This is a genomic window from Streptomyces aidingensis, from assembly GCF_900112355.1.
Classification (GTDB): domain Bacteria; phylum Actinomycetota; class Actinomycetes; order Streptomycetales; family Streptomycetaceae; genus Streptomyces; species Streptomyces aidingensis.
On the sequence record NZ_FOLM01000004.1, the window covers coordinates 111,100 to 128,599 of the forward strand.

The 17,500-nt window shown below is 72.5% G+C and carries 18 protein-coding genes; 8 read left to right on the top strand and 10 right to left on the bottom strand.

The window, feature by feature from the left end:
• Positions 1-71: 71 nt before the first annotated feature.
• From BM242_RS09980 to BM242_RS09990, 3 genes are read right to left on the bottom strand one after another with little or no spacing between them, the layout of a single operon-like run.
• A complete protein-coding gene (locus BM242_RS09980) occupies positions 72-767 on the bottom strand; it encodes a hypothetical protein (RefSeq protein ID WP_245833950.1) in 696 nt (231 codons plus the stop codon).
• The gene (locus BM242_RS09985) at positions 754-2,397 is read right to left on the bottom strand and encodes a VWA domain-containing protein (RefSeq protein WP_093838387.1); all 1,644 of its coding nucleotides are present in this window, start codon (positions 2,395-2,397) and stop codon (positions 754-756) included. Before BM242_RS09985 ends, BM242_RS09980 begins: the two co-directional genes overlap by 14 nt.
• Positions 2,394-3,491 carry a substrate-binding domain-containing protein gene (locus tag BM242_RS09990; protein ID WP_093838388.1) on the bottom strand — a complete coding sequence of 366 codons (1,098 nt, stop codon included), beginning with the start codon at positions 3,489-3,491 and terminating at the stop codon, positions 2,394-2,396. Before BM242_RS09990 ends, BM242_RS09985 begins: the two co-directional genes overlap by 4 nt.
• Positions 3,492-3,614: 123 nt before the next feature.
• Between BM242_RS09990 and BM242_RS09995 the strand changes: the two genes are divergently transcribed.
• Positions 3,615-4,436 (top strand): DNA-formamidopyrimidine glycosylase family protein, encoded by an 822-nt coding sequence (locus BM242_RS09995; protein WP_093838577.1) that lies wholly within the window; start codon positions 3,615-3,617, stop codon positions 4,434-4,436.
• A gap of 75 nt (positions 4,437-4,511) precedes the next feature.
• Here BM242_RS09995 and BM242_RS10000 read toward each other — a convergent pair whose 3' ends face one another.
• Complete coding sequence (locus tag BM242_RS10000) at positions 4,512-6,017, bottom strand: MFS transporter (protein ID WP_093838389.1); 1,506 nt, start codon at positions 6,015-6,017, stop codon at positions 4,512-4,514.
• A gap of 86 nt (positions 6,018-6,103) precedes the next feature.
• Between BM242_RS10000 and BM242_RS10005 the strand changes: the two genes are divergently transcribed.
• The 3 genes from BM242_RS10005 (at position 6,104) to BM242_RS10015 (ending at position 8,458) form a co-directional block, all read left to right on the top strand.
• Complete coding sequence (locus tag BM242_RS10005; RefSeq protein WP_093838390.1) at positions 6,104-6,505, top strand: MarR family winged helix-turn-helix transcriptional regulator; 402 nt, start codon at positions 6,104-6,106, stop codon at positions 6,503-6,505.
• Positions 6,506-6,658: 153 nt separating this feature from the next.
• Positions 6,659-7,666: a dihydroxyacetone kinase subunit DhaK gene (locus BM242_RS10010; protein ID WP_093838391.1), complete on the top strand. Its 1,008-nt coding sequence runs from the start codon at positions 6,659-6,661 to the stop codon at positions 7,664-7,666.
• A 129-nt stretch (positions 7,667-7,795) separates the two neighbouring features.
• Entirely contained in the window at positions 7,796-8,458 is a 663-nt protein-coding gene (locus tag BM242_RS10015; RefSeq protein ID WP_245833981.1) for a DAK2 domain-containing protein, read from the top strand.
• A gap of 30 nt (positions 8,459-8,488) precedes the next feature.
• Here BM242_RS10015 and BM242_RS10020 read toward each other — a convergent pair whose 3' ends face one another.
• A complete protein-coding gene (locus BM242_RS10020; RefSeq protein WP_093838393.1) occupies positions 8,489-9,280 on the bottom strand; it encodes an HAD family hydrolase in 792 nt (263 codons plus the stop codon).
• 709 nt (positions 9,281-9,989) lie between these two features.
• Positions 9,990-10,457, bottom strand: coding sequence for a hypothetical protein (locus BM242_RS10025; RefSeq protein WP_217652423.1), 468 nt, complete (start codon positions 10,455-10,457; stop codon positions 9,990-9,992).
• A 190-nt stretch (positions 10,458-10,647) separates the two neighbouring features.
• Between BM242_RS10025 and BM242_RS10030 the strand changes: the two genes are divergently transcribed.
• A complete protein-coding gene (locus BM242_RS10030; protein WP_175541339.1) occupies positions 10,648-12,195 on the top strand; it encodes a fused MFS/spermidine synthase in 1,548 nt (515 codons plus the stop codon).
• Between the two features lie 44 nt (positions 12,196-12,239).
• Here BM242_RS10030 and BM242_RS10035 read toward each other — a convergent pair whose 3' ends face one another.
• The 4 genes from BM242_RS10035 to BM242_RS10050 all read right to left on the bottom strand — a co-directional run bounded on the left by BM242_RS10035 (position 12,240) and on the right by BM242_RS10050 (position 15,107).
• Complete coding sequence (locus tag BM242_RS10035; RefSeq protein WP_093838396.1) at positions 12,240-12,398, bottom strand: type II toxin-antitoxin system VapB family antitoxin; 159 nt, start codon at positions 12,396-12,398, stop codon at positions 12,240-12,242.
• A 304-nt stretch (positions 12,399-12,702) separates the two neighbouring features.
• Positions 12,703-13,947, bottom strand: coding sequence for an ATP-binding protein (locus tag BM242_RS10040; protein ID WP_093838397.1), 1,245 nt, complete (start codon positions 13,945-13,947; stop codon positions 12,703-12,705).
• Between the two features lie 525 nt (positions 13,948-14,472).
• A complete protein-coding gene (locus tag BM242_RS10045; protein WP_093838398.1) occupies positions 14,473-14,895 on the bottom strand; it encodes a PIN domain nuclease in 423 nt (140 codons plus the stop codon).
• Positions 14,892-15,107 (bottom strand): type II toxin-antitoxin system VapB family antitoxin, encoded by a 216-nt coding sequence (locus tag BM242_RS10050; protein ID WP_093838399.1) that lies wholly within the window; start codon positions 15,105-15,107, stop codon positions 14,892-14,894. The genes BM242_RS10045 and BM242_RS10050 overlap by 4 nt, the downstream gene beginning before the upstream one ends.
• A gap of 344 nt (positions 15,108-15,451) precedes the next feature.
• On the opposite strand from BM242_RS10050, the gene BM242_RS29320 reads away from it, so the two are divergent.
• From BM242_RS29320 to BM242_RS29325, 3 genes are all read left to right on the top strand, one after another.
• Positions 15,452-15,616 carry a hypothetical protein gene (locus BM242_RS29320; RefSeq protein WP_175541340.1) on the top strand — a complete coding sequence of 55 codons (165 nt, stop codon included), beginning with the start codon at positions 15,452-15,454 and terminating at the stop codon, positions 15,614-15,616.
• A gap of 441 nt (positions 15,617-16,057) precedes the next feature.
• On the top strand, positions 16,058-17,290 hold the full coding sequence (locus BM242_RS10055) for an IS701 family transposase (RefSeq protein WP_217652424.1): 1,233 nt from the start codon (positions 16,058-16,060) through the stop codon (positions 17,288-17,290).
• A complete protein-coding gene (locus BM242_RS29325; protein WP_175541341.1) occupies positions 17,287-17,448 on the top strand; it encodes a hypothetical protein in 162 nt (53 codons plus the stop codon). The genes BM242_RS10055 and BM242_RS29325 overlap by 4 nt, the downstream gene beginning before the upstream one ends.
• The last annotated feature ends 52 nt before the right edge of the window (positions 17,449-17,500 follow it).

Consider the following 17,500-nt stretch of genomic DNA (forward strand, 5'->3'; position numbering starts at 1 on the left):
CCGGACATTCCGGGGCGGGAACGCGCCGTTCCCCCGGCCGTAACCGGCGCTTCGCCCGGCTCCGGTGAGCGTCAGCTCAGCCTGCGGCGGGGATCCCCGGTGCCGTCCCGGCCGTTCTCGGGGCTGTCGGGGCCGTCCGGGCCGTCGGGGTGGCGCAGGCGCAGGTAGTGGGTGTGGGACTGCTGCCGCAGCTCCAGGTCCTCCCGGACCGAGCCGGCCAGCCCGGTCAGCTCGGCGTGCAGCGCGTCGAGCTGACGGCGCAGCTCCTCCTCCGGGGACCGGGTGCCCGGCGCCAGCCGGGACCACCAGCGGGTGCGCAGATAGCCGTCCACCGCCTCCGGGATGTCCTGCCGGATGGCGCTGCCCAGCGCATGCAGCACCCGCGCGTCCTCCGCGGTCTCCGCGGCGCCGGTCAGCCCGTCCAGCAGCCCGTCCAGTTCGCCGAGCCGGGCGGTCGCGGCGGCCGGCAGCTCCAGCCCGGCGAGATAGCCGCGCAGCACCGTCAGATCGGTGCGCAGCGCGGCCAGCACCTCCCCGGGCGGGGTGAACCGCGGCGGGCCGGGCCGCTCCGGCGGGGCGAGCAGCGCCCCGGCGGCGTACAGTGCCGCCACCACGGCCGGCCACCAGGGGCCGGTCACCCCGGCCAGGGCCAGGCCCACCCCGGCCAGTGCGCAGGCGCTGCCGGTGAGGTTCTTGCGCGATTCGAACCAGCCGAGCGCCCGCCGCGCCCCGCCACCGCTGTCACGGGATCTGTCACTGGTAGCCACGGATCTCCCGGAAGGCGTCGTCGAGGGAGCCGTTCACCGCGTCGAAGACCTCCCCGCCGGTCTGCGCGGCGATGCCCTCCAGCTCCTCGGGTGCGGCATCGCCGAACAGCACGGTGAACACCGGGACGGTACGCCGTGCCGCGGGCAGCTCATTGTGGAATTCGGTGAAGTCGCCGGCGGTCGGGCCGTAGTTGCTCTCGCCGTCGGTCATCAGCACGATCGAGGTGAAGGTGCCTTCCAGGGACTCCTCGCCCAGCAGGTCGTAGGCGTCCATCAGGCTGCCGTACACATTGGTGTCGGCCAGGGTGTAGAGCCCGTCGATGGTCTCCCGGATGCCGGCCAGCGCGGCGTCCGGGTCCGCCGGGTCCACGGTGTGGGTCTCGGTGAAGACCACGGAGGTGGAGAAGGGCATCAGGGTGACCTCCTCGCGTTCCCGGAAGGTCTCGCCCGGCGCGGTGCCGTCGGTTTCGGTCCCGGTGAGCCGGCGCAGCGCGGCCTTGAGGCCGGCCAGCCGCTCGCCCTCCATCGAGCCGGACACGTCCAGCACATAGACGGTGCGCGAGGGCCGGCGCAACTGGCTGTCGAACGCCTCCAGCAGCCCGTCGGCGATCTCCAGCGACCCGGGGTAGGGCAGCTCGCGGCGGGCCTCGTCCGGGATCGCCTCCGCCGGGGTGACCTCGGGAATCACCGGGCGGCGCAGGGTGTCCTCGGTGAGCGCGCGCTGCGCCTCCTCCTCGCGCAGCCACTCGGCCAGGGTGCGCAGCGCGTCCCTCGCCTCGGGGGAGGCGGAGGCGAGCGTGGTCAGCGGGTAGCGGGCCGAGACCACGCCGTCGGTGGGCAGCACCACGGACAGCCCGGCGTCGTGGTCGCGGTTCAGGGAGAGCAGCACCGACTCGTAGTTGATCAGCGCGTCCACATCCGTGCGGCCGGTGAACGCCTCGGCCAGCCAGCCGGAGGAGCCGGAGGTGAGGCGCTGCCCGGTGAAGAACTCCTCCAGACGGCCGGCCGCGTCGTCGATGTTCTCGGCGGTCAGCGCCGACTGGGCGCCGGAGAGCGCGGAGGCGACGGAGATCAGCGCGCTGTAGCCGGAGTTGGACCGGACCGGGTCGGTCATGCCGAAGGTCAGCTCGCCGTCGGCGGCGGCCCGGTGCACCTGCTCCCAGGTGACCTGGCCGGCGTCCCAGCCGAGCCGGTCCATGGCCTCCCGGCGGACGCCCAGTGCCACCGGCGAGGTTGCCACCGGGGTCTCGGAGACGATCACGTCGGCGGAGCCGGGGTGCAGCCGCAGATAGTCGTTGGTGGCCAGCCAGGCGGCGTCGTAATTCCCGGCGGCCTCGGCGTCCGCGCCGCCCTCGCCGCCGGAGGCGAGCAGCCGGCTGGCGTCCAGGGTGCCGGTCCAGGTGATCTCGGCGCGGACGCCGGTCTCCTCGGCGGCGCGCTCCAGCAGCGCGGCGGTGTCCTCCAGTTCGCTGCCGGCCAGGATGCGGACGGTGATCTCCGCCCCGCCGTTGCCGCCGCCCCCGTCGTCGCCGCCCGCGCCGCCCTGGGTGCAGGCCGCGGTCAGCAGCGCGGTGAGCGTGAGCAGCGCGGTGGCCGCCAGTGTCCGGGTGCGGTGTTCCGGGCGGCTCATGAGCCGGCCTCCTGTTCCCGGGCCCGCTCGGCCATGGCCCGCAGCACCGGAGAGGTGGGTGAGGGCGCCTGGCGCACCCCGGTCAGATCGTGGTTGAGATAGCCGGTGTGGCCGGCCACGGCGGCGGCGAACTCGGCGGTGGAGCCCTGCGGGCGGAAGCCGTGCCGGACCGCCAGCTCACGCAGCTCCGGATCGTTGGTCAGCAGTTCGCCCAGCTCCTTGCCCGCCTCGGTGAACGGCACCACGGTGTGGTCGCTGAACACGGTGGTGTCCGGGTAGAGCACCACCAGGTCCTCCGGCGGCTGCCGGCCGCTCAGCAGCAGATGCGCCACCTGTGATTCGTAGACCAGGACCAGCGAGTTGCCGATCCCGCTGAGGAAGTCCCGGTAGGGGGCGTCGGAGCTGGACCGCTGGGCGCCCTGCACCTGGATCAGGCGGCGCAGCAGCGGGGCGGTGCGCTCGATGGCCTCCGCGCCGTCGGCCACCCGGTCGCCGTCCGCCACATAGGAGGCGGCGGCCAGGTATTCGGCGCCCGAGTTGGAGGTCAGCGGGTCGGTGGAGGAGATGTAGAGGGCGCCGGACAGCTCGGTGTGCGCCTCGGCGCCGGTCAGGTCCTGCCAGGTGCGTCCCTCCTCGACGGCGGTCAGGTAGGGCGCCATGCGCAGCAGTCCGCGGTGCTCGCCGTCGAGTTCGGCGATGCCGCCCGCGGCCAGCACTTCGGCGGCGGAGGCGCGGGCCATCACCACCAGCGGGGAGTAGAAGGGCCGGGCCGGGAGTTCGGTGTCGCCCAATCGCTCCCGCAGCACATCGGCGGGGCCCTGGCTGGAGGGGAAGGCGAAGTCGTAGCCGTCGAGGCCGGCCTCCTCCATGGCCCAGGAGCCGACCGGATCGATCCGTACGGTCAGGCCGTGACCGGCGAGTTCCCGGATCACCTCCGGATCGGCGAAGAACTCGGATTTCTCGGAGCCGACCATGCCGTACACGGTCGTCGTTGCCGTGCCGTCGTCGTCGTCCGCGCCGGCTTCGCGGAGCAGCACGGCGGTCACCCCGCCGAGCAGCAGTACCGCGAGGACGATGCTCAGGATGCGTTTCACACCACACCACGGTCCGTGCGGCGGTGAAATCCCGGGGGGCGCCCAGGTGACCGGAAGGTGACGGCTCGGTCCCGGAACCTCACCCTCCGCCGGGACGGCGGCGGCAGCGGCATCATGGGAGACGTGCCCGAGGGTGACACGGTCCGGCAGGCCGCGCGGCGTCTGCACGCCGCGCTGGCCGGGCATCGGCTGATCCGCTCCGACCTGCGCGTCCCCCGGCTGGCCACGGCCGATCTCAGCGGGCGGACGGTGCTGGAAATCGTTCCGCGCGGCAAGCATCTGCTGGCCCGGCTGGAGGGCGGGCTGACCCTGCACTCGCATCTGCGCATGGACGGCGCCTGGCGGGTGTACCGCGCCGGCGAGCGGTGGCGGGGCGGCCCGGGGCACCAGATCCGGGCGGTGCTGTCCACCGCCGGGCACAGCGCGGTGGGCTACCGGCTGCCGGTGCTGGAGCTGCTGCGCGGCCGGGACGAGGCGCGGGCGGTGGGCCATCTCGGGCCGGATCTGCTGGGCCCGGACTGGGACGCGGCCCGGGCGCTGCGCCGGCTGCTGGCCGATCCGGACCGCCCGCTGGGCGCCGCCCTGCTGGATCAGCGCAATCTGGCCGGGGTGGGCAATGTCTTCATGGCCGAGCTGTGTTTTCTCGCCGGGGCCACGCCGTGGCGGCCGGTCGGCGAGCTGGCGGAGCCGGAGCGGCTGGTGGCCGATGCCAAGCGGCTGCTGGAGGCCAACCGCGACCGCCCGGACCGCACCACCACCATGACCGGTCCGGCGGCGGGGCGGCGGGGCGAGCGGCTGTATGTCTACGGGCGGGCCGGCCGCCCCTGTCTGTGCTGCGGGACCCCGGTCCGCACGGCCGCCGCGCACCACGGCGAGCGCGGCCGGGAGCGTCCCGTCTACTGGTGTCCGCGGTGCCAGCGGGGCCCGGTGGGCGACGGCCGGTGAGCCCGGGAGTTCCGGGCCCGCCGGCCGCCGCCGGTCACCGTCTCACTGATCCGGCCGGTCGCCGGGCCGGCCGGCTCAGCGGACGGCGGCGGTGAGCTCGGGCTCGGCCTCGGGCCCGGCGCCGTCGCCGGCCGGCTGTCCGGCCGCCGCCGGGGGCAGTTCCGGCCCGGGCCTGCCGGCCCCGCCTCGGCGGAGGGTTCCGGTGAGCGCGATGGCCAGGCCCAGTACGGCGAAGCCGGTGACCGTCCACAGCGCCGGGTCGAAGCCGGCCAGCAGCGCCTCGGCGCCCTCCCGGCCGCCGCCGTTGCCGGTCAGCACGGCGGTCACCACGGCCAGCCCGATCGCCCCGCCCACCTGCACCGAGGTGTTGAGCAGGCCGCCGGCCAGTCCCTGCTCGTGGTCCGGGATGCCGGCCGTGGCCTGGATGTTGAAGGAGGCGAAGGCCAGCATGAAGCCGATGCCGAGCAGGACCATGCTGGGCAGGGTGCCCACCGCGTACGGCAGGTCGCGGTCCAGCGCCAGGAAGAGGACATAGGCGGCCAGATGTGCCGCCACGCCGCCCGCGATGGTGCGCGCGGTGCCGAACCGGTTGATCAGCGGGTCCGTCCGCGGCGAGCCGAAGGCGACGATCAGCGCGGCCGGCAGGAAGCCCAGCGCGGTCTCCAGCGGGGACCAGTCCAGCACCGACTGGAGGTAGAGCATCAGCACGAACTGGAAGCCCAGGTAGCCGCCGAAGAACACCGCGACGCCCAGGTTGGCGCGGGCCAGCGGGCCGGAGCGCAGGATGCCCAGCCGGATCAGCGGGTGCCGGCTGCGCGACTCGATCAGCAGGAAGGCGGCGAGCAGTACCGCGGCGGCCAGGAACTGGAGCAGGGTACGGGGCGCCGCCCAGCCGGTCTCGGGCGCCTCCACCACGGTGTAGACCAGGGTGAGCATGGCGGCGACGCCGGTCACCGCGCCGGGGAGGTCATAGCCGCCGGAGCGCCGCCGCGGCCGGGTGTCGCGGGGCAGCAGGCGGTGGGCGGCGATCAGCGCCACCAGGGCTATCGGCACCGGCAGGAAGAAGGTCCAGCGCCAGCCGACGCCGGTCAGCAGCCCGGAGAAGACCAGGCCGGCCGAGTAGCCGCTGGCGCCGAAGACGGCGAAGATGCCCAGCGCACGGTTGCGGGCCGGGCCCTCGGCGAAGGTCGTGGTGATCAGGGAGAGCGCGGCGGGCGCGGTGAAGGCGGCGGCGGCGCCCTTGACCAGGCGGCTGGCGATCAGCAGGGCGCCGTCGTCCACCAGGCCGCCGAGCAGCGAGGCGACGGTGAAGACGGCGACCGCCCAGAGGAAGACCCGGCGGCGTCCGAGCAGGTCGGCGGTGCGTCCGCCGAGCAGCAGCAGGCCGCCGTAGCTCAGGATGTAGCCGCTGACCACCCACTGGAGGGCGCTGGTGGACAGTCCCAGCTCGTCCTGGATGGAGGGCAGTGCCACGGCGACCATCGACACGTCGAGCGCGTCGAGGCCGACTACGAGGGAGACGGTGAGCAGGACGCCCCACAGCCGGGCGTCCCACGAGGTCGAGGTCGTGGAGGAACTCATGGCCGAGACAATACATGCGCGTGCATCTAACCCCAACGCATTTAATGTGCTCGCATAAAATTCATGCGCATGTTACTCTGCCCTGCGTGAGCGATCTGGACGAAGGCAGACTGCTGGCGGACTGGCACACGCTGCTGGACCGCCATGCCGCGGTCTGGAACGCCCTGGAACGCGAGCTCCAGCAGCGCCACGCCATCGGGGTCAGCGAGTTCGAGGCCCTGGAGAAGCTGGCCGGCTGCTCGGTCGGCAAGTGCCGCGCCGCCGAGCTGGCCGGCGCCGTCCCGCTCAGCCAGAGCGCCGCCTCCCGGCTCACCGCCCGGCTGGAGCGCGCCGGGCTGGTGCAGCGCGCACTGTGCGAGCTGGACCGCCGCGGCGTCTTCGTGCTGCTCACCGACAAGGGCCGCCGCCTCTACGAGGAGGCCCGCCCCACCCACCGCGCCGTCCTCGCCCGCACCCTGCGGGACGACCGGGACGACCGGGACGACTGACCGGCGCCCGGGTCCGCACCCGGGCGAAGAGCCCTTCCGGCGTCACCCGCTGCCCCGTGCGGTTTGCCGATGGGCCGGGGTGGGCGCAGCATGAAAGCCCGCAGGGCGCGGGCCGCTCCGTCCACGACGGCACTCGGGGAAGGGAGGCTCGACGTGGCTCCGTTCTTCCAGAACAGCGCCGGCCGGCTGGTCCCGGACGCCTTGGCCGGCTTTGCCCGCGCACACGCGGACATCGTGACCCTCGATCCGGAACACGGGTTCCTCACCGCGCGCGACGCGGCCGGCTCCCGGCTGGTCGGCCTGGTCTCCGGCGGGGGCTCCGGGCACGAGCCGCTGCACTCCGGCTTCGTCGGGGCCGGCATGCTCGACGCCGCGTGCCCGGGCCGGGTCTTCACTTCGCCGCACAACCGGCAGGTGTACCAGGCGTCGCTGGCCGTGGCCCGGCGCGGCGGCGTGCTGCACATCGTGAAGAACTACACCGGGGACCGGATCAACTTCGGCATCGCGGCGGAGCGCCTCGCCCACCGCGGCATCCCCTGCGCCCGGGTGCTGGTCGACGACGATGTGGCCTCGGACTCCGCCTCGTCCGGAGCCGGTCCCGGACGCCGCGGCACCGGCGGCACCGTGCTCATCGAGAAGGTGCTCGGCGGGGCCGCCGACACCGGGCTCGGCCTGGCCGAGCTGGAGTCCCTGGGCAGCGCCCTGGCCGCCCGGTGCCGCACCCTGTCGGTCGCCTCGGCGGCGCACACCTCCCCGGCCACCGGGGAGCCCGCGTTCACGCTGGGCCGGGAGGAGACCGAGTACGGCGTCGGCATCCACGGCGAGCGCGCCGCCCGCACGGTGCCGGCGGCCGGGCTGAGGCCGCTGGTGGCCCGGATGGCCGGCGAACTGCTCGCCGAGCTGTCCCCGGCCGCCGCCGGGGATCCGCTGCTGGTGCTGGTCAACGGCCTGGGCGGGATCACCTCCCTGGAGCTGTACGGCATCTGCGGCGAACTCGTCCGGGTGCTGGAGGAGCAGCGGGTCGGCGTGGCCCGCACCCTGGTCGGCAGCTTTGTCACCGCCCTGGACACCCGCGGCTTCTCCCTCACTCTGATGGCCGCCGACTGGATGACCCTGAAGTACTACGACGCCCCGGTCCGTACCGCCGCCCTGCGCTGGTGAGCGGGCCCGCCCCGCCACCGCCCCGCGCCGGCAGACGGCACAGGTGAGACAGGAGGACCGCCCATGTCCGCCACCGACGGACCCGGCGGCGGTGACGCCGCCGGGGGACTCGCCCTCACCGGTTGCTGGATGCGCTGGTTCACCGAGAGCGCGCTGGCCGTGGAGGCCGAGCTGACCGAGCTCGACCAGCTGGCCGGCGACGGCGATTTCGGCACCAATCTGGGCGCCGGGGCCCGGGCCGCCCGCCGGCGCCTGGACCGGCTCCCCGCCGCCGTCCCCGGCTCCTCCCCCGGCCCCGGATCCGGCCCGGAAGCCGGTTCCGCGCTGCCCCTGGAGGCGACCGCCACGGCCTTCCTGGACGAGATCGGCGGCACCAGCGGCCCGCTGTTCGGCCTGCTGCTGCAGTCGCTCGCCGCCGCCGTGGCCGAGTCGGGAACCACCACCGCGGCGCTGTGCGAGGGAACCGGCCGGGGGCTGGCCGCCATCCGCCGGGTGGGTGGCGCCGCGCCCGGCGACAAGACGCTGGTGGACGCCCTGGCGCCGGCCGCCGCGGCACTGGCCGCCGCCCCGCCGGGCACCCCGCCCGGCCGGGCGCTGTCCGCCGCCGCGGAGGCGGCCTGGCGGGGCGTGCGCGACACCGCGCGGCTCCGGGCGCGCCTGGGCCGGGCGAGCTATCTGGGCGAACGGACGGCCGGGGTGCCCGATCCGGGCGCGGCCGGGATCGGGCTGCTGTACGGCGCCGCCGAGGGGCCGCTGGGCTCGCTGCGGTCCCGCCTGGCCGCGCCCGGCTGACCGCGCCCGGCCGGCCGCGCCCGGTGCCGTTCAGCGGGCTGTCGGAGCTCCGCGGGAGCGGGACGCGGCGGGCCGCAGTCCACCCGCCCAGGCCAGCAGGGCGGGATCGTCCAGCGAGGCCACCCAGGCGTCCACGGCACCGTCACCGCCACTGCCACCGCCACTGCCGCCGCCACCGTTTCCGGTCCCGTTGCCGTCACCGGCGAGCCGGGAGCCCACGCCCAGCACCCGCAGGCCGGCCTCGCGGGCCGCCCGGGCCCCGGTGCGGGAGTCCTCCACGGCCAGTACCAGCTCCGGTGCCGCGCCGCACAGCCGGGCCGCCGTCGCATAGGCGTCGGGCCAGGGCTTGGGGCGCACGGTGGCACCGGAGCCGCCCGGCACCCGCATCCCGGCCACCACCACATGCCGCATGTGGTGCAGCAGGCCCGCCCGCTCCAGGCCGGCCCGCACCGCCTCCGCCGGGCAGTTGCTCGCCGCCGCGAGCGGGACCCGGCGGGCCACCCGGTGGACGAAGTCGGCCGCACCGGGCATGGCGACCGCGTCGTCCCCGGCCCGGGCCAGGAAGTGGCGCAGCAGCGCGTCGGCCAGTTCGCCGGCGAGTTCCGGCTTGCTTGCCTCCACCGCCATCAGCCGTCCGCAATCGGTGTAGTGCATTCCCTCGACCCGCTCGGGGAACCCGGCGGGCGGCTTCAGCCCGTAATCGGCCAGTGTCCGGATCCGGGCCTCCTGCCAGGATCTTTCGGTATCGACCAGGGTGCCGTCCACATCGCAGACGACAGCCGCCGGAGACCAGTTCCCGAAAAACCGGAATGGAGAAGTCATGGCGAACCTGCTCTCGGAGACCGGGCGCGGCAGAAGGAACCGCGGAGCCCGTTGCCTGAATGGTGGAATCCCGCGGAGTGTGATGGTCCGTGGCCTCGGATGCCCTTTTCCAGAATTTCTCCGGAAGGCCCGGCCGTGTTCTGGGCCGCCGCGTGACCGCGCTTGCCGTGTCCGGGCCGGACATGGGGATCCTCCTGCCCGGTACCGTTACGAAGTGCGGTGATGCGAAGGTATTTCCTGCCGACGGAAGGGCGCAATCGCTATTTCGGGTGCTCGACAGAAGGGCCGGAAACGCCCTATAAGGGCCGCGAAACCGCTCGCCCGCCGCTTTCCCGGGCCCGGCAACTCGGTTTCTTTTCCGTTCAGTTGCGCCCTACCGGGAAGCCGCGCCGCCCGTCGCCGGCCGGTCCGCTCCGTGGCGCGATGCGCCCGGGCAGCCGTTCGCCTTTCCCGGAATTCATTCGAAAGGGCGTAGTGAGTGCGCGCGATTGGAAGCTCTTTACGCGAAAACAATTCCATGGGCGCCCCGGGCGTACTCCGGCGCGGAATGCGGCGCGCATCACCGGGTCCCCTGTTGAAAATACCCCGCCACCGTCACGGCACTCCGTGCCCGCGCCCGGACCCGGCGGACGTTTCCCCGGCACAACGCGCGGTGCCCCGCCCCCTTTCGGGGCGAGGCACCGCGTTCCCCCGGTCCGGTACCGGGCGGTCAGCCCTGCGCTTCCCACCCCATGCCGCGCGGCATGCCGCCGGGACCGCCATGGCCGCCATGGCCGCCCGGGCCGGGCAGGACACCGTTCTCCGCCGCCGCCAGGATGGCGTCGGCCTGCTCCTGGGTGAGCGTGCCCTCGGAAACGGCCTTGTCGAGCCGCTCCGCCAGCCGCTCCTGCCGGCCGGCCTGACGCTCCTCGGCCTTCTCGGTGCGGAACTTCTCCAGCGCGGCGGCCACATCCTCCTCCGCGACCCCGAGCTCCTCCGCCAGCTCGCCGGCCCACTGCTCCTGCCGCTCCTCCTGGCGCTCCCGGCGCTCCGACCCGGCGGTGTCCTGCTCCGGGGCGGAGGTGTCGCCGCCGGTGTCCCGCCCGTCGTCCGCCGCCAGGGCGACCGCCGGGAACATCAGCCCCACCCCCGCGACGGCGGCGACGGCCAGCCCCGCGCGGGCTCGCTTGCTCTTCATCGGTGGTCCCATCCTCGTGGTGTCCGTTTGCCGTCTCCAGGCTGGAAGGCACCGATGAAGGCGGTTTGGGAGCCGGCTGAGAATCACCTGAGAACGGCCCGGGCCCGCCCCGCCGCCGGCCATGGCGGACCGTTCGTCATCAGGTCGGCAGATACGACAACTCCCTTCGGTGGAGGGGCCGCATGCAAGGATGGCGCCCGTGACCGGACCCTCTTCCCCGCCCGTCGCCGAGGGCACGCCCCGCCATCACGGCCTGGGTCCCGGCGCGGCCGTCGTGCTGGTGTTCTGCTCCTCGGCCGCGGTCCTGGTGGTCGAGATCGTCGCCCTGCGGCTGCTGGCTCCCTACCTCGGCCTCACCCTGGAGACCAGCACCCTGGTGATCGGCATCGCCCTCACCGCGATCGCCCTCGGCTCCTGGCTGGGCGGGCGGATCGCCGACCAGGTCGATCCGCGCCGGCTCCTCGGCCCCTCGCTCGGGATGTCCGGAGCGGTCGTGGCGCTGATCCCCGCCGTGCTGCGCACCGCCGCGGAGTGGGCGCCGGCGGTGCTCCTGCTGGTCGCCTCGCTGACCATCCTGGTGCCGGCCGCGCTGCTCTCCGCGGTGACGCCGATCGTGACCAAGCTGCGTCTCACCAGCCTCGCCGAGACCGGAACGGTCGTCGGCCGGCTCTCCGGCGTCGGCACCGCGGGGGCCATCGCCGGGACCGTCCTCACCGGCTTCGTCCTCGTCTCGCGGTTTCCGGTCAGCGCCATCCTGATCGGCCTGGGAATCCTGCTGGTGGCCGGCTCGGCGCTGGTCTCGTGGCGGACCCGCGGCCGGAGGGGCACCCCCGCCCTGGCGCTGGTGCTCGTGGCCGGCGGCCTGGGCAGCACGGTCGCGCCCGGCGGCTGCGACACGGAGACCCGGTACCACTGCGCGCGAATCGTCGCGGACCCCGACCGGGGCAGTGGCCGCACCCTTGTACTGGACGGTCTGCGGCACTCCTATGTCGACATCGACGACCCCACCTTCCTGAAGTTCGCCTATGTGCGCGCCATGGCCTCGGTGGTCGATGCCGCCTTTCCGGGGGACCGGCCGCTGGCCGCCTACCATCTGGGCGGCGGCGGGCTCACCTTCCCCCGCTACCTCGCGGCCACCCGGCCCGGGTCGCACAGCCTGGTGTCCGAGATCGACAGCGGGGTGGTGGGCATCACCCGCGATCTGCTCGGCCCGGGAGTGGAGGCGGCCGGTATCGAGGTACGCGTCGAGGACGGCAGGCTCGGCCTGCGGCGGCTGGACGCCGGCAGCCGTGACCTCGTCGTCGGCGATGCCTTCGGGGGCGTGAGCGTGCCGTGGCACCTCACCACGGCGGAGGCGCTGAGCGACATACGGCGGGTGCTCGACGAGGACGGCCTGTACGTGGCCAACCTCATCGACCACGGCGGTCTGGCCTTCGCCCGTGCCGAAGTGGCCACCATCGGCGAGACCTTCCCGCACGTCGCCCTCGCCGGCCGGCCCTCCGGAACCGGGAGTGGCCCGGCCGCCGCCCTGGCGGGCGGCAATCTGGTGGTGCTCGCCTCCGACCGGCCGGTCGACCTGGAGGCGGCCCAGGAGGCGCTGGACGCCCGGCAGACCGGCTGGCAGATCGTCGCCGGCGACGACCTCACCGCCTGGACGGGCGACGCCCGGCTGCTCACCGACGACCACGCCCCCGTCGACCAGCTCCTCCAGCCCTACCGCCCGCGAAGCGGCCGGTGACCCCGGATGGCGCTGAACGAGACCAGAACTGAGACCAGCCGGCCTCACTTGCCGACGTCGGGCCGTACCACCAGCGCCCTGCGCCGGTTCTCCAGCACCTCCCGGAGGGCGGTGTTCACCGTCTCCTTCTTCGTGCTGGTACCGAGAGCCCGAGCCACCTTGGCAAGCAGGTCATCATCAAAATCCACAACGGTGCGACTCATCAAGACACCCCCTGGATATCGGTCGAGATATCAAGGAACCATCAGTTGATGCTTGACGGCTTCGCGTGCGATGACACCGGCACGGTCCCCAGGACGAGAGTCCGGCCGCTGACGCATGGCTGTGCGCCGAGTGCGCTACGGGGTGTCGTGCCGCTGGGGAGTTCTTTTGCCGAAATGTGCTGTCCGGGGCGTTCTGACCTGCGGCGCAGTCGCGGCCACGGGGGCATCTGAACAGGGCTGCTACGCCGGTGAACGCACCCAGGACTGCCACCACGGCCGCTGGCTGCCGGGTTGATATCGCCCGTCAGCCCCAGAGGACGGCGATGGGCGCTGCGCTGATGCGGTCGTCGAGCTCTTGGATGAACTGACCGGTGTGCAGCAGCAGGCCATGGACAAAGCGGTCACCCAGTTCGTCCCGGAGCCAGGTGAGATGGCGAGTGCTGGAGCGGCTGGGATTGCCAGAGGCTTTGATCCCGAGAGCGATGACGCGGTGTGCAGAGAGTTCGACGAGCACATCGATCTCCCGCCGTCCTCCGTCCTGGCGGAGGTGGTGGATGCGGGGACTGTGATCACTGAGTGGGAGTTCGGCGCGGAGCTGGGCGACGACGAAGGTGTCGATGAGGCGGCCGAGCAGATCGGAGTCGAGCAGGACCGCATCGGTGTCGGCGCCTGTGACGGCGCCGACCAGGGCGGGGTCCACCAGATAGCGCTTCGGGTGCTGTCCGAGCCGCTTGAGCCTGCTGCTGAACCAGGCAGGCGTGATGTCGAGAACGAAGAGGCTGCTCAGGAGATGCTCATAGGCGAGGGCAGTCTTGCGGTCGACCCCGGCGGCCTGGAAGAGCGTCGTGTGCTCCACGACGCCGGCGGTGCTCAGGGCAAGCGCTTCGAAGTACCGGCGCAGCCGCTCGGGGTCTCTGCGTGGCTCAACGGCGAGGGCATCCCGGGTGATCAGCTGCTGTACGTAGGAGTCGAACCAGCGGCGTCGGCCGCGGTCCGAGAGCCTCAAGGCCGGCTCCGGGAAGTTTCCCCCGAGCGCCGCGTCGACGTAGTCGCGGATATCGGGCACAGGCTGCGGCAGGCGCAGCCCGGACAGTCCGGCCGTGACGAGCCGGTCGACAAAGGGCGGGCGTCCGGTCTCCCCCTGCTTCTCCCGAATGGTCAGGCCGGTCATGGGCACATGGATGACCCGCCCGGTACCCGGCCAGGTGTGCGCGTCCAGCTCGGCACGTACCGAGCCGGTCAGGATGTACCGGCCCGGTCGTGGATCCGTATCGACGGCACGTTTGACGGCGCCGAGCACCTGGAAGGCCTCCTGCCATTCGTCCAGAAGTACCGGCTCGGCAAGTCCCCGGAGCGCCGCGTCGGGGTCGGTACGGAAGACCTCGGCGACGCCGGGCTGATCGAGGCGGATGACGGTGGCCGCGTGCTGCCGCGCGGTGGTGGTCTTGCCCGAGGCTCGAGGGCCGATCAGTGACACCGCAGGCACTTCCGCAACAAGCTCACGGATGAGCGCATCGACCAGGCGAGGCTGGTAAGTGGGACGATCCATTCCTCGATCATCCCATTTCCACGCGCATGAACTTCCCGTTTTCACGCAGCTACGGCTCCCGCTCACACGCACGAGTGAATCCTGTCCGCACGCGCTGGGGTGGGGTTGCGCAAGGGACGATCTCCGCCCTCCGCAGGGCCTGCCGGTGCGAGGGCGGCAGGCGGCCCGTCTGTGGAGGGCCGGTGGGCGCTGCCCGGAGCGCAGGGGGTCGTCCGGGCAGAACAGTCCCTATGGGCAGCCTTTGAGGCCCACCTCGTGAAATAAGCGCGACCAGAACTGAGACCACGGGACGGCGAAGGGTCCGGCCGCGGGGCGGTCGGACCCTTCGTTTCCGCTGGTCAGCGGTGGCGGAGGATACGAGATTCGAACTCGTGAGGGGTTGCCCCCAACACGCTTTCCAACTGTCCGCCCACCCGTCCACCCCCGCCCGCCGCCGTCCTGACCTGCGACGGAGCCGCCCTCTCCAGCACCTCCGTACGCCCCCGGACGGAGGTGAATGAGACCAAAACTGAGACCAGCCGACCCTCACTTGCCGGCATCGGGGCCGTACCACTGGAGGGGCTGTCCGGTGACGGCGGCGATGCACTGGAAGTCGCGGTCGCGGTGCAGCAGGGTCAGGCCCTGCAACTCCGCGGTGGCGGCCACGACGAGATCCACGGCGCCGGCACTGCGGTGCTGCCCGCGTCTGGTCAGCAGCTCCTGCACCTGCCATGCCCGGCCATAGGCGCGGTCGTCCACCGGCACCCAACCGAAGATCTGCCGCATGTCCTCGATGCCCTGTGCCCGGTCCTGCGCGGACCGGGCACTGTAGAAGAACTCCAGCTCGGTGATCGGGCAGGTGGCGATGAGTCCGGCAGCGGCTGCCTGATCCCATCCGTACTGCTCGGCATCACCCCGCATGAACCGGGCCAGGGCACTGGTGTCGATGAGGAACTGCGCCGCGCTCACCGCCGGTAGTTCCTCTTGTCCTCGAAGAGGTCCAGGTCGAAGGCGCCTTCCTCGGCCGCACCGCGCAGCCGTGCCAGCGCCAGTGCCCTGCGCCGGTTCTCCAGCACCTCCCGGAGGGCGGTGTTCACCGTCTCCTTCTTCGTACTGGTACCGAGAGCCCGGGCCACCTCGGCAAGCAGGTCATCATCAAGATCGACAACGGTCCGACTCATCACGACACCCCCAGGATATCAGTCGATATATCAAGGGTACACCAGATGATGCATGGTAAAGCCCGGTCTCTCGAGATCAAAAAATGATGCATGCGGTGACGCAGACACGGGTCTCCCGTAACGAGAGTCTGGACGCCCGCCCTTCCCAGGCAGCGGCTCGCGGTGCCGTCGACGGGTGCTGGTCAGCGGGAGCTTCGCAATGACGGCTGCCCGTCGGCGCATCCCGGCAGTCAAGATCACAAAATGTGGCTATACAGGCGCTGACTTCGATCATCCGGCCCGGGAGCCTGGAGGGTGTCGGGCTGTTCCGTCCCGCCGCCCTGATCAGTAGCGGAGGTGCCAGCTTGGCCGAGCACGCCACTCACACCGACAACCGCGCGAGCTGCCCCGTCCTGCTGTGCAGCACCCTGCTGCGCGCAGCAGGACAGGAATGGTTCGAGCAGGGAGACGTCTGGGCCAAGGTCACCGAATTCCGTCCTGCCAGCGACGACCAACCTCGCCGAGACTGAGACCAGACAGCGACGTGGGCCGCGGCTGCAGTGCAGCCGGGGCCCACGTTTCCGCTGGTCAGCGGTGGCGGAGGATACGAGATTCGAACTCGTGAGGGTGTGAACCCAACACGCTTTTCAACGCCCGCGTGGCCGTACGGGGGCGTTCGCGGGGGTTCGAGCGCCAGGTTAGACGGGGTGCGCGTACAGAGACGAACCGGGGCGTCCATCAGCGCAATGGACAAAGAACAGGACAAGGAACAGCGCGGAAGAGCCAGGTTCGCTTCGGCGACTCGATCAGCTCTGTGGTTCGGGCCCACCGAAGTGGATCCTGCGCGATGATAAGCGCAGGGCTGGGGGCAGTTCGGGCAAAAGTCCAGGTCATACGCGGTCATTCCAGGTGACTAGTACTACAGCCGGTGGTTCACGTGACGTGACGACGGTCGGCTCGTTGCTCCGTTCGTGGGACTGACACTGCCGCCGCAGGCGGTTGGAATGGGCGAGCTGGACGAGGCCGAGATCCGGGTGCTGGACGGGGAGTTGGAGGCGTTGTGCGCCTCGGTCGATGACGTGTTCGCGCGTCCGGCCTCGCGGGAGAACCTGCGGGCGATGGTGCGCGGGCTGCTGAGCGAGGTGCCGCGGAAGAACATGTGGCAGCTCGCCGAGTTCGCCTGCCACCCCAACCCCGACCGGCTGCAGGGCTTCCTGGCCAAAGCCGCGTGGGACGCGGACGAGCTGCGCGACCGGGTGCGGGACTACGCGGTCGCCGCGCTGGCCGGTCAGGACGCGGTGCTGATCTCGGACGAGACCGGGGACCTCAAGAAGGGCACCAAGAGCGCCGGGGTGCAGCGGCAGTACTCCGGCACCGCGGGCCGGATCGAGAACGCCCAGGTCAGTGTGCACCTGTCGTATGGTTCGAGCCGGGGCCGCACCCTGATCGACCGCGAGCTCTACCTCGGCAGGGCATGGGCCGGCACCACCGCCGAACACGAACGCCGCTGCACCGAGCAGGACATCCCACCCGAACGCGCCACCGCGGTGGCCACCAAACCGGAGCTCGCCCGGCGCATGCTCGAGCGCGCCCTGGCCGCCGGGGTGCCGTTCTCCTACTTCCTGGCCGACGAGGCGTACGGCCAGTGCCGCGCACTGCGCGCCTGGCTGGAAGAACGCCAGGTGCGCTACCTGCTCGCGGTGCCCAAGGACGAGGTGGTTCCGCTGCCGGACGGCCGGACCCGCCAGGCCCGCGAACTGTACGCGGTCGTGCCCGAGGAGGCGTTGGAGCGCCGCTCGTGCGCCGACGGCGCCAAGGGGCCGCGCGAGTACGACTGGGCCACCGTCCAACTCGCGCACACCGCCCAGGGGCTGGAGCGCCACCTGCTGATCCGCCGCTCCACCGTGCCCAACAAGAAGGACAAGAAGACCGGTCGGCTCGTCCGCGAGGTCGCCTACTTCCTGTGCCACACCGACCCGGGCACCACCCTGGCCGAGCTGGTGACCGCCGCCGGGCGGCGCTGGATGGTGGAGGAGTCGTTCCAGGTGGCGAAGGGGCAGGTGGGGCTGGACGAGCACGAGGTGCGCAAGTGGTGCTCCTGGTACCGGCACGCCACCGTGTGCACGCTCGCGATGGCCTTCCTGGTCGCCGTCCGGAGCCGGCTAATACCCCGTCAGTCGCCGACGCCCGACACCCGACCGTGAACGAGATCCGCCACCTGTACGACCGGATCGTCCTCGCCCCCGCCCGCACCGCCCGGACCTGGCTGGCCATGCACTGGTACCGCTGGCGCACCCGCCACCAAGTCCGGGCCCGGGCCAGCCACTACCGCACCCGCGCGGCCCGAGCTCACTCACCGTGAAACCACCGGCTGTAGTACTAGAGCAGTTCCCCATGGCGCCGAACAGGCCCGA